11 protein-coding genes are annotated in these 14159 nt (G+C 70.8%); all 11 read right to left on the bottom strand.

The features are described from left to right. Positions 1-8: 8 nt before the first annotated feature. The 11 genes from EES42_RS33660 to EES42_RS33610 all read right to left on the bottom strand — a co-directional run bounded on the left by EES42_RS33660 (position 9) and on the right by EES42_RS33610 (position 14015). Positions 9-983, bottom strand: a complete 975-nt coding sequence (locus EES42_RS33660) for an acetylxylan esterase (RefSeq protein WP_124721989.1) — start codon at positions 981-983, stop codon at positions 9-11. Positions 984-987: 4 nt separating this feature from the next. Further along, positions 988-3420 (bottom strand): polysaccharide lyase 8 family protein, encoded by a 2433-nt coding sequence (locus EES42_RS33655; RefSeq protein ID WP_124721988.1) that lies wholly within the window; start codon positions 3418-3420, stop codon positions 988-990. 7 nt (positions 3421-3427) lie between these two features. After that, positions 3428-4579, bottom strand: a complete 1152-nt coding sequence (locus EES42_RS33650; protein ID WP_124721987.1) for an SGNH/GDSL hydrolase family protein — start codon at positions 4577-4579, stop codon at positions 3428-3430. Next, positions 4576-5655, bottom strand: coding sequence for a DUF1565 domain-containing protein (locus EES42_RS33645; RefSeq protein ID WP_124721986.1), 1080 nt, complete (start codon positions 5653-5655; stop codon positions 4576-4578). The genes EES42_RS33650 and EES42_RS33645 overlap by 4 nt, the downstream gene beginning before the upstream one ends. Continuing rightward, positions 5652-6254, bottom strand: a complete 603-nt coding sequence (locus tag EES42_RS33640; protein ID WP_124721985.1) for a YesL family protein — start codon at positions 6252-6254, stop codon at positions 5652-5654. The genes EES42_RS33645 and EES42_RS33640 overlap by 4 nt, the downstream gene beginning before the upstream one ends. 5 nt (positions 6255-6259) lie before the next feature. Then, positions 6260-8245, bottom strand: coding sequence for a hypothetical protein (locus tag EES42_RS33635; RefSeq protein ID WP_124721984.1), 1986 nt, complete (start codon positions 8243-8245; stop codon positions 6260-6262). Between the two features lie 3 nt (positions 8246-8248). Then, a complete protein-coding gene (locus EES42_RS33630) occupies positions 8249-10039 on the bottom strand; it encodes a heparinase II/III domain-containing protein (RefSeq protein ID WP_164495420.1) in 1791 nt (596 codons plus the stop codon). Then, positions 10027-10791: an SDR family NAD(P)-dependent oxidoreductase gene (locus tag EES42_RS33625; protein ID WP_124721983.1), complete on the bottom strand. Its 765-nt coding sequence runs from the start codon at positions 10789-10791 to the stop codon at positions 10027-10029. Before EES42_RS33625 ends, EES42_RS33630 begins: the two co-directional genes overlap by 13 nt. Before the next feature lie 64 nt (positions 10792-10855). After that, positions 10856-11779: a carbohydrate ABC transporter permease gene (locus tag EES42_RS33620; protein ID WP_241196756.1), complete on the bottom strand. Its 924-nt coding sequence runs from the start codon at positions 11777-11779 to the stop codon at positions 10856-10858. Next, the gene (locus EES42_RS33615) at positions 11766-12734 is read right to left on the bottom strand and encodes a carbohydrate ABC transporter permease (protein ID WP_241196755.1); all 969 of its coding nucleotides are present in this window, start codon (positions 12732-12734) and stop codon (positions 11766-11768) included. Before EES42_RS33615 ends, EES42_RS33620 begins: the two co-directional genes overlap by 14 nt. 12 nt (positions 12735-12746) lie before the next feature. Continuing rightward, a complete protein-coding gene (locus tag EES42_RS33610; protein WP_124721982.1) occupies positions 12747-14015 on the bottom strand; it encodes an ABC transporter substrate-binding protein in 1269 nt (422 codons plus the stop codon). Positions 14016-14159 lie beyond the last annotated feature (144 nt).

Raw genomic sequence — 14159 nt, 5'->3', positions numbered from 1 at the left:
GTGGTGCGCTACTGGCCGAACACGCCCCGCAGCGCGCCGAGCTTGCGTGGCAGGTCGTACTCGGCGCCGCCCTCGTGCCCGTTGTACGTGAACACCTCGATCTGCGCCGGGCCTGCATAGCGGTGGTAGGCGGCGAACACCGTGGACGACGGGCAGATCTTGTCCATCAGGCCGACCGAGAACCACGCCGGGGCACTCGCCCGTGCCGCGAAGTTGACCCCGTCGAAGTAGGACAGCGTCTCCATCGCCTCGTCGATCCGGAAGCGGTGCCCGGACAGCCAGCGGGCGATCTCCGCGTACGGTCCGGCGTCCGTGATCTGCGAGGCGCGCCGGTAGTGGCAGAGGAACGGCACATCGGCGACGGTGGCCACGATGTCGTCCCGCAGCCCGGCGACGGCCAGCGCCAGCCCGCCGCCCTGGCTGCCGCCGAGCACCGCCACCCGGGAGGCGTCCACCGCCTCATGGGCCTTCGCCGCGTCGACCGCCCGCACCGCGTCCGTGATCAGCCGCCGGTAGTAGTGGCGGTAGGGGTCCTCGATGCCGCGGGTCAGGAAGCCCGGCGAGGAGGAGCCGTGCCCGTCCGGGCCGATGTCCGGGGTGTCGGCGGTGTTCTTGCCGCCGCCGCCCTGGCCCCGGTTGTCCATCACCAGATGGGCGTAGCCGAGCGCGCTCCAGGTCAGCCAGGAGTACGGGATGCCCCGGCCGCCGTTGTAGCCGATGTACTGCACCACGGCGGGCAGCGGGCCGGAACGCGTCTTCGGCAGCATCAGCCAGGCCTTGACCGGCTGCCCGCCCCAGCCCCGGAACGTCACGTCGAACACGTCGACGGTCGCGAACCCGGCGTCGTACGGAACGAACTCGGCGTCCAGGCCGTGGCGGGCCGTCTCGGTGAGCGTCTTCTCCCAGAAGGCGTCGAAGTCGGCCGGCTCCTCCGGCTCCGGCCGGTAGTCGTGCAGCCGGTCCAGAGGCATGTCGAACAGCAAGGGTCTAGCTCCTCTTCAGGGTGAGGTTGAGGGTTGCGCCGTGGCGTCCGGCCGTGTCGGCGGTGATCCGGACACCGTCCTTGGTGGACCGGGCGCTCACGCCCGGATCGGCGGAGACGACGCTCAGGCCGCGCTGCGCCAGGTCCAGCACGACCGAGGACCGCAGCTGGGTCGGGTCGGACAGCGACACCTTCACCGTCTTCCCGTCCGGCCGCACCAGCACCGAGGCGGGGCCGTCCGAAGTGAGGTCCCGGACGGTGCCGGCGGTCCAGAAGTTCGCGGCGACCAGCCCGTCCGCGCAGCGTTGTACCGCGTGCACGGCGGTGGAGCGGGCGATCAGCTTCACCGGCGGCGCGGCCGACCACTGCTCGGTCCGCTCGGCCGAGGCGGCCGGGGCCTGGAGCCAGAAGTAGCCGGCCCCGCTCGGTGCGGCACCGTGGTCCTGCCACAGCGTCAGATACGGGCGGGTGACCGAGGTGTCCGTGCCGTACTTGAGGTTGATCTCGCGCCAGGTCGCGGTGCGCTCCTCGCGCAGACCGTTCAGCGTGGCGGGCTCGGGGAAGACATAGCCGCCGGTTCCGGCCACATGCAGCCACCGGACCTTGTCCAGCCGGGCCGACCAGCCTGCGTCCGTGGGCGCCGCCGCGCCGTTGACCAGCAGGGCCGCCTTCGGATCGCGGAGTTTCCGGTTCTCGACGACCGTTTCGGCCGTGCCCGCGTCGGCGCCGATGCCCGAGCCGACGCAGGCGATCACGTCGTCCAGGCAGAACCAGCTCTTCAGCCCGTGCAGCGAACTGCCGTACGCGCGCAGCTCCATGCCGTACGCGCCGAGCGTGGTGCCGGGCAGCGCGGTCCCGCCCGCCCAGTCGGCCGTGCTGGTGGTGCGCTGCCCCGCCGCGTCGGCCGGGCGCCCCGCGATGACGGTGGTGCCGGGCAGCCGGGACGGGTCGACGGTCGGCCAGTAGTCCTCGCTGTAGTGCCCGAGGTCGTCGGTGTAGAGCAGGACCATGCCGTCGGACAGGTGCCAGGCGTGCAGGTTCTCGTTCTGGATCGACTCGTAGTTGTAGATCCGGGACGAGTACGCGGAGATGCCGAGCGCGAACGACGGCCGGTGGTGGGCGGCCTTGTCCATCCGGGGGTGCTGCTTGTGCGCGACCAGCGGCCCTCGCGCCGGCACCGTGGAGGCGATGACCTGCCGGGCGGCGACCAGCGAGGCGAGGTCGGTGACGGCCAGGAAGTCCCGGTAGGTGTCCTCGGCGATCCACTGCTTGACCAGGGAGGTGAACCGGTCGGCCGTCTCGCCAGGGAAGCTCGGGATCAGCCGCACCACCGCCTCGATGACCGTCTGCGCCGACACATGGCCCTGCTTGCTGGGCCGGGCGATCTCGCGCCCGCACACCGAGGCCATCACGTCGCCGCGCACCAGCAGCGGGTCGAAGCCGTCGTCGACCCAGCCGCGGATGTTGTCGAGGTCGGGGTCGGTGACCGCCCACTCGGTCCCGGCGAGGAGGTTCAGCAGCCGGGACAGGTTGTTCAGCAGCTCCTTGCCGTACCCGCCGTTGTACGGGTGCTTGTAGTGCTGGAGGAACGAACCGTCGGAGTAGAAGCCCTCGCCGGTGCCCTCCGCCGCGGCGCTCGCGTCGTTGAAGGCCAGGACGCTGTTGGCGCCCGAACCCTCGACGTCCGAAAGAGCGTCACGGACCCGGGCCAGATCGCCGCCGGTCCCGGTGAGCACCGCGTTGACGGCGACCACGGTGGAGATCCAGACCCGGTTGGCGCCGGTGGCGATCTGCCGGTCGGCCCGCCAGAGGTTCGGGTCGGGTGTGTAGTGCCGCACGGCCGCGGTGATCCGGCCCAGCCGCTCCGTGCCCAGCACGTCGTACAGCAGCACGGCAGTGTCGTTGAGGGCGAGCGCGGAGCCGATCTCCCAGTCCCAGTCGTTGTCGAACCGGGTGTGGTCGGCGCCGTAGCGGTTGGTCAGCATCCAGTCGAGGCCGGCCAGCAGCAGATCGCGCAGCGCGGTGTCGCCGTACTGCGGGGTGCCGGGGACGGCCCACGCGGTCGCGACCGTGGCGAGCCGCTTGAACGACGTCGTCACATGGTTGGAGAGCGTGGTGCTGGTCAGATCGGGGAACAGCCCGTCGGTCCGGGCCGGGTCGAGACCCTTGACCGAGGTGGTCGCGGCCTTGCCGATCCGGGCCACGGCCGCGGCGATCTGCGGGTCCGTCAGGTCGAGTCCGGGGCCACCGGTGAGCAGGGTGTGCCAGCGGGTGCGCAGGGCGGCGGGGTCGTCGGTGACGGCTGCCGGGGACGTCGCGTGCGCGGTGCCCGTGGCGGCGGTGAGCGCCAGCGGAAGCGCGGCGGCCGCGCCGAGAGCCGCCGCCCCGGCGAGAACGGTGCGCCGGGTGGTGCCTGGAGTGGTGCCTGGGTTCGTCATGCGGCCCTCACAGGAGATTTCGGCGGTCGACGGCCGCTGCCAGCGCGGCGTGACCGGAAGGGTTGGGGTGGAGTCCGTCCCCGCTGTCGTACGCGGGCAGCAGCCGTGCCGGGTTCTCCGCGTCGCGCAGTGCCGCGTCGAAGTCGACGACGGCGTCGAAGACCCGGCCGGTGCGCACCGCCGCGTTGATCCGCTGCCGCACCGCTTCGAGCTCCGGCGTCCAGCGGGTCCAGCCGCCGAACGGGGCGATGGTCGCGCCGACCGTCCGCAGCCCGGCGTTGCGGGCGCGCAGTACCAGTTGCCGGTACCCGGCCAGGACGAGCGCCGGGTCGGTCTGGCTCGGCGGCTGCTGGAGGTCGTTGACACCGAGATGGACGAGGACGGTGCGCAGTCCGGGCAGCGACAGCACATCGCGGTCGAAGCGCGCCTGTCCGCCCGGCCCGAACCTGGCGTCGTCCAGCAGCAGCCGGTTGCCGCTGATGCCGAGATTGGCGACGGCCGAGCCGGGGAGACGCCGGGCCAACTGGTCGGGCCAGCGCAGGTCGGCGTCGTCGGGTGTGCCGACACCCTCCGTGATGGAGTCGCCGAGCACCGCGATCACGGGCCCGTGCGCGCCCGTCACCTCGACGCCCGTCAGCAGGAACACCGATGTGGTGCGCTCGCCGTCGACGGAGTGCGAGGCATGGGTGTTGCGGTGGAAGGAGAGCGGACCGGTGGGGCCGGGGAGCTTGGTCTCCACCGTCAGCCGCGCGGCCTCGGGGACCCGCAGTCCGGCGACCGCGTCGCTGGTCAGCGAGGAGCCCGCGGCGAGCCACGCCTGCCGCTGCCCGCCGAACGTCACGGGCAGGCCGCCCGCCGTCACCGGGCCGACGAGGACCGGGACCGTGCCGAAGGCGTGCCCGTAGCGCAGCCGGACGTTCCCGCCCGCGGAGAGCCGTACGTGGGAAACGCAGGTGCCGTCGGTCAGGCCGGCGCTCGCCACCGTGTCCGTGGCGGTGGGCGCGGTCTGCGCGGTCGCCCAGGACGTCGTCCAGCGCGACCGGCCCGCGCCGCCGCCCGACCGCTCGGCCGCCTGGGCCCCGGGCGCCGTGGCCGCGACCGCGGCCAGAGAGGCCGCCGCCGTCAGTACCCCGCGTCTCGCGGGTCCCCGCCCGGTCACTGGGGGCACGCACCCGTCGGGTCGTACTCGCCGCCGTAGGTGCCGACCGCGTCGCCACCGGTGTTGCCGCTCATGGTGTTGGTGCACACCGGACCTTGCGGGGTGCGCATGAACTTGATGCCGCCGCCCGCGTTACCGGTGATGGTGTTGCCGTAAATACTGGTGTTCACGCCGTCGGTCGCGGTGTCACCGCCGAGCCGGATGCCCGAACCGACGTTGTCGTGAATGGTGTTGTAACGGAAGATGTTGCCGCTGCCGCGCGCGTCCAGGCCGCCGGAGCTGGAGTCCTTCTGGCCGCTGCAGTCGTTGTACTCGACGTAGTTGTTGGTCGAGTTCTCCTTCACGTCCACGCACTCGTTGCCCTGGGTGGCGATGGTGTTGTGATGGATGCGGTTGTTCTTGCTGATGTCGGGGGCCGCGTCCGGGGCGCCGTTCGCCCCCTGCTGCTCCGGGGCGGTGCCGAGGTAGATGCCCTCGCCGTTCTTGCCGCCGCCGCCGAACTTGAAGTCGTTGACCCCGCAGTTGGTGATCGTGTTGTCGGAGATGTCCGCGCCGGTCACCAGGTAGCGCACCCGGAGGCACTCGTCGGCGGCGTTCTTCAGCGTCATCCCGGTGATGCGCAGACCGCCCACCCCGTTGCCCGGAGTCGTGCTCATGACATATATGAGCTTGAGGCGGTAACCCGACACATCGGTGGACGACCCGTGCAGCCCGTCCACGGTGAAGCCGCTGAGCGTTGTCGAGTCGTGCTGCACCTGGATGATCCGGGCGTCGCCGGCCCCCTTCACCACGGCGTTCGCCGGGCCGGTGATGGTGACACCGGCGCGCTTGGTCACGACGTCCTGTTTGTACGTACCGGCGGCGAGATTGACCACCGCGCCCGTCGGCGCCAGATCGACCGCCTTCTGGATCGTGGCGAGCGGGGCGCTCGCCGACGTACCGGCGTTGGAGTCGCTGCCGGACGGCGACACGTAGTACGCGGTGGCGGCCTCGGCGGCGACGGACGGCGGCGGGAAGGCGAGCGGCGCGCCGGCGGCGAGCGCGGCGACGAGGATGGTGCGCAGTACACGGCTCATGGGGTGTGCCTCCTGGGGTCTGCGAAGGACAGAGCGAGCAGTACGGGGATGCTGGGGCCGAGGAGCAGGGGCCCCAGCGGTACGACGAGGGAGATCAGCACGGCGGAGATCACCGCGCCGAGCAGAGCGGTGCCACGGGCCGCCGACCCGAAGCCGAGGGCCAGCGCACCGCGCGACCAGCTGCGGACCGTTCCGCGCGGCGAGCGGCCCGCCTCGGCCGCGAGCGCCACATGGTGGATGGCGAGGGCGGCCGCGATGCCCACCTGAGCGGCGAGCAGCACGAACGTCCACGGCTCCGGACGGCCCAGCAGATGGACGATGTTGGCGGCCAGCACGACGGCTGCGGCGGTGGACGCCAGGGAGTGGCGCCACAGGGACCGCCAGTACTGCGGGAAGGCGGCGAAGGTGTTGGTGAAGCAGCGGCTGTCACCCTCCGCCCGCCACCGCTGGAGGGCGTGCCCCATCGCGGCGAGCGCGGGAAGCCAGGTCACGACACCGAGCGACAGCACGGTGAAGGCGGCCCCGGCGGCCGCCGGGTAGGCCACGAACTCCAGCCGCCGCAGCAGCGTCGGCCAGCCGGACGAGAGGGTTGCCTGCATGGTGATCAGCCGACCTTTCCTGTGTACGGCTCCGGGACATCGAGCAGCACGCGGCCGTCCAGCTCCAGCCGGGTGGCCGCCACCACGTACGGGGCCGAGCCTTCGGCCCCGAGCAGCACCGCCGCCGCGTCCGCCGACACCGAGGCGGTACGGATCCGGCGGGCCACGGGGGAGAGGAGCACGGTTTCCTCGCCGAAGGTGACGCCCTGGCCCCGCGCGCACAACACCCGCTCGGCGGGGGCCGGTACCGAGCCCGGGACGATCGAGGTGAGGAAGAGGGCGTCCGTCGAGCGCCCGGTCGTCGCGCTCAGGGTGTGCAGTGTGCGGGTGAGCCGCAGCTCCGGCGTGCTGGACGTCGGATTGGCCTCCACCTCGGTGGCCTCGGAGACGACCGAGGCATCCTGCGGCGCGAACTGCCGCACCAGGGCACAGGCCGCCCCGGACCGGATCAGCCGGCCGCCGTCCGGCCCCGGCTCGGTGGGCCGGTCGGTCTGGAGCAGGAACGTCCACTCCCGCTCCGTGTCCGCCTCGGCGAGGTCCAGCAGCACGAGCCGCCCCGCCGGGGTGAACACCAGCGTCCGGTCCAGCCGCCGCACGCCCAGGTCCGGGTCGTACATCGCGGCGATCTCCGCCGTGGCGTGCGCCCACCCGCAGTCGGGACCGGCGAGCACATCGCGCTGCCGGGCCTGCCGCTCGTACGGGATGTCCTTGTAGACGTGGTAGCGGTCCTCGTCCGCGTACCCCCGGCCGTCCACCAGCAGCAGATTGTGATGTGCCGCCCGCTTGCGGTTGCTGTAACCCTCGTCGACCGCGAGGAACGCACCCTGCGACACCAGCACGAACGAGCCCGAATCGGGGTGGTGGTGGCCCTGGTTGAGAGTCTCCCAGCCCAGCTCCGCCCGGTGCTTCGCCGAGGTCTCCCACGCCTTGTGACCACCGCCGGGGCTCGCCTTGAACGAGACCAGCGTGGCGTCGTCGTCCCACCCGGTCCGGGCCGCGAGCAACCCGAGATCCGGGAAGAACGCCCGTGTCCCGGTGGGCCGGGCGCCGGACACGGACGGGTCGTACCAGAGGTATTCGAGATACGCCTCCGGCAGGATCCCCGGCCGTACCCCGCTCTCCGCCGCCTCCTGCCACAGCAGTTCACCCGAGGCGAGATCACCCAGCCACTGTGCCTGGGGAATCCCGTACTGCGCCGCGAGCCGGTAGTACAGGCCGGCACTGTGTCCGCTGCGCCGGTCGTGGCAGTCGCCGTGGTCGACGTTGAACGCGAAGCCGGGGGCCAACTGGTGCAGCCGGTAGTGGAAGGTGTTCGTGAGGAAGCCGCCCCGCCCCCACCAGTCGATGCCCTCCGCCTCCTGGAGGAGATCCAGGTGGATGGCGAGGAACGGCACTCCGTAACGCCAGTAGACGACCCCCTCGGCGTGCGAACCGTCGTCCGGCATCAGATCGAGGACCGTGCCGAGATTCTCCTTGGCGCGCTCGGTCCACTCCTCCTTGCCCAGCACATAACCGGCCGTCGCCAGACCCGCGTAACAGATCCAGTTGTGGTTCTGCCAGTACGAGGACGACCACCAGCGGCCCTCGCTCGCCACCGCGAACTCGTACATCCGCCGCCCCTGGAGCAGCAGCTTGTACCGCAGCAGTGCCCGCACGCCCTCCGGCAGATCGTCGCCGATCCACCGGTAGGCGAGCGAGAGATGGTGCAGCAGCCAGCCGGCGTCCAGATCGTGGTCCGGCATATGGGCCTTGCCCCAGTGCGGCAGCCGCACCGCGGCCTCGATCCAGCGCCGGCTCTCCGCCAGATGGACCGGGTCGCCGCTCACCCGGTGGGCCAGCGCCGGGTTGGAGGCGGCCGGGCCGAGCCAGGTGATGCTGGCCAGGGGGTGCGTACGGGGCGGGGTCAGCCCGCGGTGGCGGGCCGCCTCCTCGTACAGCCGCGCCTGCTGCGCGGGGCGCGGACCGGGCGGCGGGGTCGCCGAGAGCAACAAGGGTCAGTCCTCCGTCCGGAACCGTGCGGCGCTGCCGTCGGTCAGCGCGACCGTCAGTACCCCGTCACCGTCCAGCGTCACGTCGGCCACGGCGGGGCCGGCCGACGCCGCCTGGTACACCGAGGCGAAGGTGACCAGGTCCGACTGGGCGGTGAAGTCGACCCGGGTGCGCACCCGCTGCGGGTCGTCGGCCGGACCGGGGCCCGGCCGGGAGACCGGACGCACGGCCGCGCCGGGGGTGTGGGTGTGCCAGCCGTGCAGGGTCTCGTCCCCGTACCAGGTGGTGCGGACCTCGCCCGAGGCCTGGAGCTGGACGTCCAGCGCCACACCGGGGCGAAGCTGCGCGGTGAGGCGCCGCTCCTCCTCGGCCCGCACCGTCAGCAGATCGACCAGATAGCTGTCACCGAGCACCACCCGCCGCACCGCGCGCACACCCTCGTAGGCGGTCGTCACCTCGGAGGTGACGGACGAACCGTCCGCGCCGAGCAGCCGCCCGGTGCACTCGGCCTGTTCCGCGCCGTCCACCCGGAACGCCGGGTGGGCCTCCGTGGACGCGTACAGATCCCGGAACTCGGCGTGAGCGTAAGGCACTTGGCCCGGGTCGGGCTGCCACGGGGTGGTCTCCCCGTACAGATAGAGCGACAGCTTGTCCCGATGGCCGTGCGAGCCGCCGTGCGGACCGAAGTCCAGCAGCGCGTGCACGCCCGCGTGGTGCAGCACCGCGTATCCGGCGGTCGGGAACACCGTCACCGGACCGGGTGCCGGCCGCTGCGGCAGCGGCGGTCCGGCGAACCAGCCGGCCAGCTCGCGGTCGAGCCCGTCGTCCTGCGCGCCGAGCTCGGCACGGGCCCGCCCGGCCACCGCTTCCAGTGCCGGAGATGGCACCAACTGCTGAGCCAGGGCCGCGAGTTCGAGCCATTCCAGGGCGAGCGGGCGGCGCAGATACGGGCCGTCGTGCAGCGCCGGCAGGATGCCGCCCGGCGTGGCGATCGCCGCCAGCACATCCGTCATCCCGGCCAGCACATCCACCACGTCGGACGGCACGGCGGCGGGGTCGGTGCCCCGCAGCGCCAGCAGCGCCGCCCGCAGCACGAACCCGTGGTAATAGGTGCTGCCTTCCCACTCCCAGCCGTCGTCGGCGACCGCGACGCGCAGATGCGCGTACAGCCCGTGCTCGCCCTCCAGCCACCGCCCGGCGCCGTCCCACTCCTGGCCACGGGCCGCCGCACCACCCCGGCTCGCCGCCACACCGGCCGCGTTGAGCCACGCGGTGTAGTTGGAGGCGAGTTGGCCCTGACCGGTGAGCACGTCCCGGGCGTCGAGAGCTGCCTGCTCCAGCGCGTCCAGCAGCGGCAGCACCGGCGCCAGGTCCTCGGTCGACTGCTCGGCGAGCGTGATCACGGCGTGCCCGACGTTCACCGCCCAGATGGCGTCGGTCAGCGCCTGGTGGAAGAGCCGGCCGCGCAGCATCCAGGACTGGGCCTCGCCGTGCCGCTCGGTGGCCAGCGAGGCGTACAGCCCCGCGTACTCCACCAGTCGCGACACCGACTCCGCGCGCTCCTTGCGGTGGGCGAGCACCCGCAGGTGCCGCGCCCACGCCTGGTGCGAGAGCACCAGCCAGGCGCCGCGCACCGCCTCGTCGTCCACCCGGCAGCCGTACGCGCAGCGCGCACCGCCCTCGGGGAACACCCCGGAGAGCAGGTCACCGTGGTCGAGCTCCACGCCGTGCGCCGGGCAGACGTACGCGTGCCACCAGCCGCCCCGCTCCCGGGCGATCCGCCTCAACGCGGCCACACGCCACCGTCGATGTCCACCGTGGTGGCGGTGAGGAAGCCGGACGACGGCAGGGCCAGGTGGACGACCGCGGCGCCGACGTCCTCGGGGGTGCCGGCCCGGCCGACCGGGATGCCCGCCTCCATGGCCTGCTGCGCCTCGGGGGCGGTGAACGTGTCGTGGAAGGCGGTGCCCTTGATGAAGCCGGGCGCGACGGCGTTGACCGTGATGCCGGTGCCCCCGAGCTCCTTGGCCAGGCCCTTGGTGAAGCCGCGCACACCGGCCTTGGCCGCCGCGTAGGCCACTGAGCCGGGGCCACCGCCGTTGTGGGCGGCCAGCGAGGACATCGTGATGATGCGGCCGGCCGACGACTCCTTCAGGTGGGGGACGGCGGCGCGCACGGTGCGGAACGTGGACGTCAGATTGGTGGAGATGACCTGGTCGAAGTGGTCGTCGGACATCTCGGCGATGGTGGCCCGGCCGATCAGATGGCCCGCGTTGCAGACCAGGACGTCCAGGCCGCCGAGGAAGCCGGTCGCCTCCTCGACGAGCCGGTCCACGTCGGCGGTCACCGTGACATCGGCCTTGAAGGCCTTGGCCCGGCGGCCCAGCGCCTCGATCGCGGAGACCGTCTTCGCGGCCTCGTCGGCGGAGGAGTTGTAGTGGACGGCGACGTCCGCGCCGGCCTCTGCGAGCGCGACGGCGATGGCGCGGCCGATGCCGTGGCCCGCCCCTGTCACCAGTGCGCGGGAGCCGTTGAGATCAGCAGACATGGAGTAAGTACCTTTCGAGGAAAGACCGTTGGGGCCCGAGCCGGTCACCGGTGACCGGAGCCGGTCACTTGAGACCGGCGGTCGCGAAGCCCTGCACGAAGTAGCGCTGGCCGATGAGGAAGAGAATGACCATGGGCAGGGTGGCCAGCGTGGTGCCGGCCATCAGGAAGTGCCACTGGGGGCCGTTCTCCGTCTTGAAGACGGAGAGTCCCACCTGGATCACCCGCAGGCTGTCCGTGCGGGTCACCAGCAGTGGCCAGAGGAAGTTGTTCCACGACGACTCGAAGGTCAGCAGCGCCACGGTGGTGATCGCGGGTTTGACCTGCGGCGTCATGATCCGGGCGTAGATCCGGAACTCGCCCAGACCGTCGAGCCTGGCCGCTTCCTCCAGCTCCACCGGAAGGTCCAGATAGAACTGGCGGAAGAGGAAGACCGCGAAGGGGGTGACGGCGCCGGGAACGATCAGCGCCCACCAGGAGTCCAGCCAGCCGCTGCCGCCCTGGCCGAAGACGTCGTTCCCGCCGGCCAGCGGCATGAAGCGGACGATCAGGAACTCCGGCAGCACCTTGGTGTAGGTGGGGATCATCAGCGCGGCGATGAAGAGGTAGAAGATGACCTCGCTGCCCCGGAACTTGATCCGGGCCAGCGAGTACCCGGCCATCGACGCCACGACCACGTTGATGAGGGTGTGACTGAAGGCGATGATGAAGCTGTTGCGCGCGTACGTCGCGAACGGCGCCGCCTTCAGTGCGTCGACGTAGTTCCCGAACTCCCAGTGTTCCGGCAGCAGTCCGGCGTCCTGGGAGGCGATCTCCACCGGGGTCTTGAGCGAGGTGAGCACCATCCAGACGAACGGCACCACCATCAGCAGCGAGACGACGGTGAGGGTCACATAGAGCGCGACCCGGCCGGCGGTGAGCGGCTTGCCGTTCTTCACCGGCCGGGACTTGCTCGTGGCCCCCGGCGCGTGCAGCTCAGTTGTTGCCACGGGTGCCTCCCATGATCCGCCGGTTGACCAGGGTGAAGCCCATCAGCAGCACGAACAGCACCAGTGACTGCGCGGAGGCGTAGCCCACGCGGAACTCCCGGAAGGCGGACTTGTAGATCTCGAACGTCATCATCGTGGTGCTGTTGCCCGGGCCGCCGTCGGTCAGGATGTAGATCTGGTCGAAGGACTGGAACGCGCTGATCATCGACGTGATGAGGACGAAGAACGTCGCGGGTTTCAGCAGCGGCAGAGTGATCGAGAAGAACTGGCGCACCTTGGACGCGCCGTCCACCGAAGCCGCCTCGTACAGTTCCTTCGGCAGGGACTGCAGCGCGGCCAAGTAGATGAGCATCTTCATGCCGATGCCCTGCCAGATGCCGACCAGAATCACCGACGGCATCGCCCATGAGGTCGACGAGAGCCAGGCCGGGCCGTCGATCCCGAGGAAGGACAGGAGTGTGTTCAGCAGCCCGTTGCCGGGGTTGTAGATCCACAGCCAGACCAGCGCGATCGCGACGGTGGCCGTCACCTGGGGAATGAAGACCGCGGTACGGAAAATGCCCCGCGCCTTCAGCCCGGTGTGAAGTGCCAGGGCCACGAGCAGCCCCAGCGCCATGCCGAACGGGACGGTGAAGAAGGTGTAGATGACGGTGTTGACGATGGACTTGCGGAACACCGCGTCGTCCAGCATGTCGCGGAAGTTGTCCAGACCCACGAACTGCGGCGCCGTCAGCACGTCGTATTTCGTGAAGGCCAGGACCACCGATGCGACGACCGGCAGGCCGATCCAGAGCGAGGCATGCAGCAGCGCGGGCGCCACCATCAGCATGCCGGCGCGCTGCCTGCGGCGCCCCGGCCCCGTCGGGGCCCGGCCGGAGCGCTTCTTCGTGACCGTGCGCCCGGCCGGGGCGGAGGGCGGCGCGGGGCGCGCCTTCAATACGGATGTAGCTCCCACAGTGACGGGTCCTTACATCCGGCCGATCGCGGCCTCGGCGAGCCGGCCGAGTTCCGCGATGGCGTCCTTCGCCGACTGGTTGCCCACGATCGCGGGCTCCAGTGTGGGCTTGATCTTCTCGCGGATCTCCATCCAGGCGGCGGTGCCGCCCTCCGAGCACGCGTCGCCCATGCTCTGCAGGGAGAGATCGACGAACTTGTTCTCCTTCACGTACGAGGTGTCGCTGAGATCCTTCAGACCGGGCACCGAACCGCGCTGCTTGGCCGCACCGAGGATGGACTCGGGCGTCGCGAGGTACTCGACGAGCGCACGGGCCGCTGCCGGGTGCTTGGAAGTGGCGGACTGGGTGACGAGCGTGCCGCCCTGGAGCATCGCGGGCTTGCGGTTGGCGAGGACGAACGCGCCGAGCTTGTCGTTCTTGATCAGGTCCGGCGTCTGTTCCCCGACCTGGGTCCACAGGGCACTGGTCGTCATCATCATCGACGCCTTGCCGGTCTGTACGTTGGTCGGGGCGCCGGCGTCCGTCTTCTTGGCGTAGTCGGCGGAGCCGTCCTTGATCAGGTCCTTGAAGAACTGCAGCGCCTCGACCCCGCGGGCGTCGGTGAACAGCACCTTCTTGCCGTCCTCGCTGAACAGCTGGCCACCGTTGGCGAAGAGGAAGGTCTCCCAGCACTGGCGCAGATTGATGGAGAACGGGTCGAACCCGATCCGGCCGTTCTTGGTCAGCTGCTTGGCCACGGCGCGCAGTTCGGCCCAGTTCGCCGGGGTCTTCTTGATGCCGGCCTCGGCGAAGTGGTCCTTGCGGTAGACGACGATGCGGGTGTCGAGCACGACCGGCAGCGCGTACAGCTTGCCGTCGTACCGTGACGGCTCAAGCACCCGCTTCTCGTAGTCGTGCGCGGTGGCGAACTTCTCGGGCAGCTCCGCGATCGCCTTCTTCGCGGCGAACGGCGGGATCCAGCCCACGCCCATCATCAGCACGTCGGGCAGCAGACCGCCCGCGAGCCCCGTGGTGATCTTCTCGTTGAGCTGGTCGTACGTGGTGTAGTCCACGTTCACCTTGACGTCCGGGTACTTCTTCCGGAAGCCGCCGAGTATCTCCTTCTCCAACAGCGTCTTGCCGTCGGCACCTTCGTAGATCGGGGTGAGCAGAGTGATCTCACCTTCGGCGGGACCGTCGGCGGAGCCTGCCGCCGAAGTGCCGGTTCCGCACCCGCTGAGCGCGGCGGCAGCGGTACCGGCGCCGATGGCGGCAAGCAGCGACCGTCTTTTGAGTTGCATGGAACACCCCTTTTGAGGTGGAGGCTGTGGATCGATCCAGCGATGAGACCCAGCCATGGCTGGGAAGTGCTGGTAAATCGATGCACTGATGCTAGGAACGCCGTGAGAGCGACGTCAACAGCTGATGCACATGAATTTTCAGGG

It is taken from the genome of Streptomyces sp. ADI95-17, from assembly GCF_003846175.1.
In the GTDB taxonomy this organism is placed as follows: domain Bacteria; phylum Actinomycetota; class Actinomycetes; order Streptomycetales; family Streptomycetaceae; genus Streptomyces; species Streptomyces sanglieri.
This window is presented reverse-complemented; position numbering and strand designations above follow the sequence as displayed.

Bases quoted from the DNA above. Each gene is read 5' to 3' on its own strand.
- EES42_RS33655 (WP_124721988.1), bottom strand. From the start codon at position 3,420: ATGACGAACCCAGGCACCACTCCAGGCACCACCCGGCGCACCGTTCTC.
- EES42_RS33645 (WP_124721986.1), bottom strand. From the start codon at position 5,655: ATGAGCCGTGTACTGCGCACCATCCTCGTCGCCGCGCTCGCCGCCGGC.
- EES42_RS33640 (WP_124721985.1), bottom strand. From the start codon at position 6,254: ATGCAGGCAACCCTCTCGTCCGGCTGGCCGACGCTGCTGCGGCGGCTG.
- EES42_RS33625 (WP_124721983.1), bottom strand. From the start codon at position 10,791: ATGTCTGCTGATCTCAACGGCTCCCGCGCACTGGTGACAGGGGCGGGC.
- EES42_RS33610 (WP_124721982.1), bottom strand. From the start codon at position 14,015: ATGCAACTCAAAAGACGGTCGCTGCTTGCCGCCATCGGCGCCGGTACC.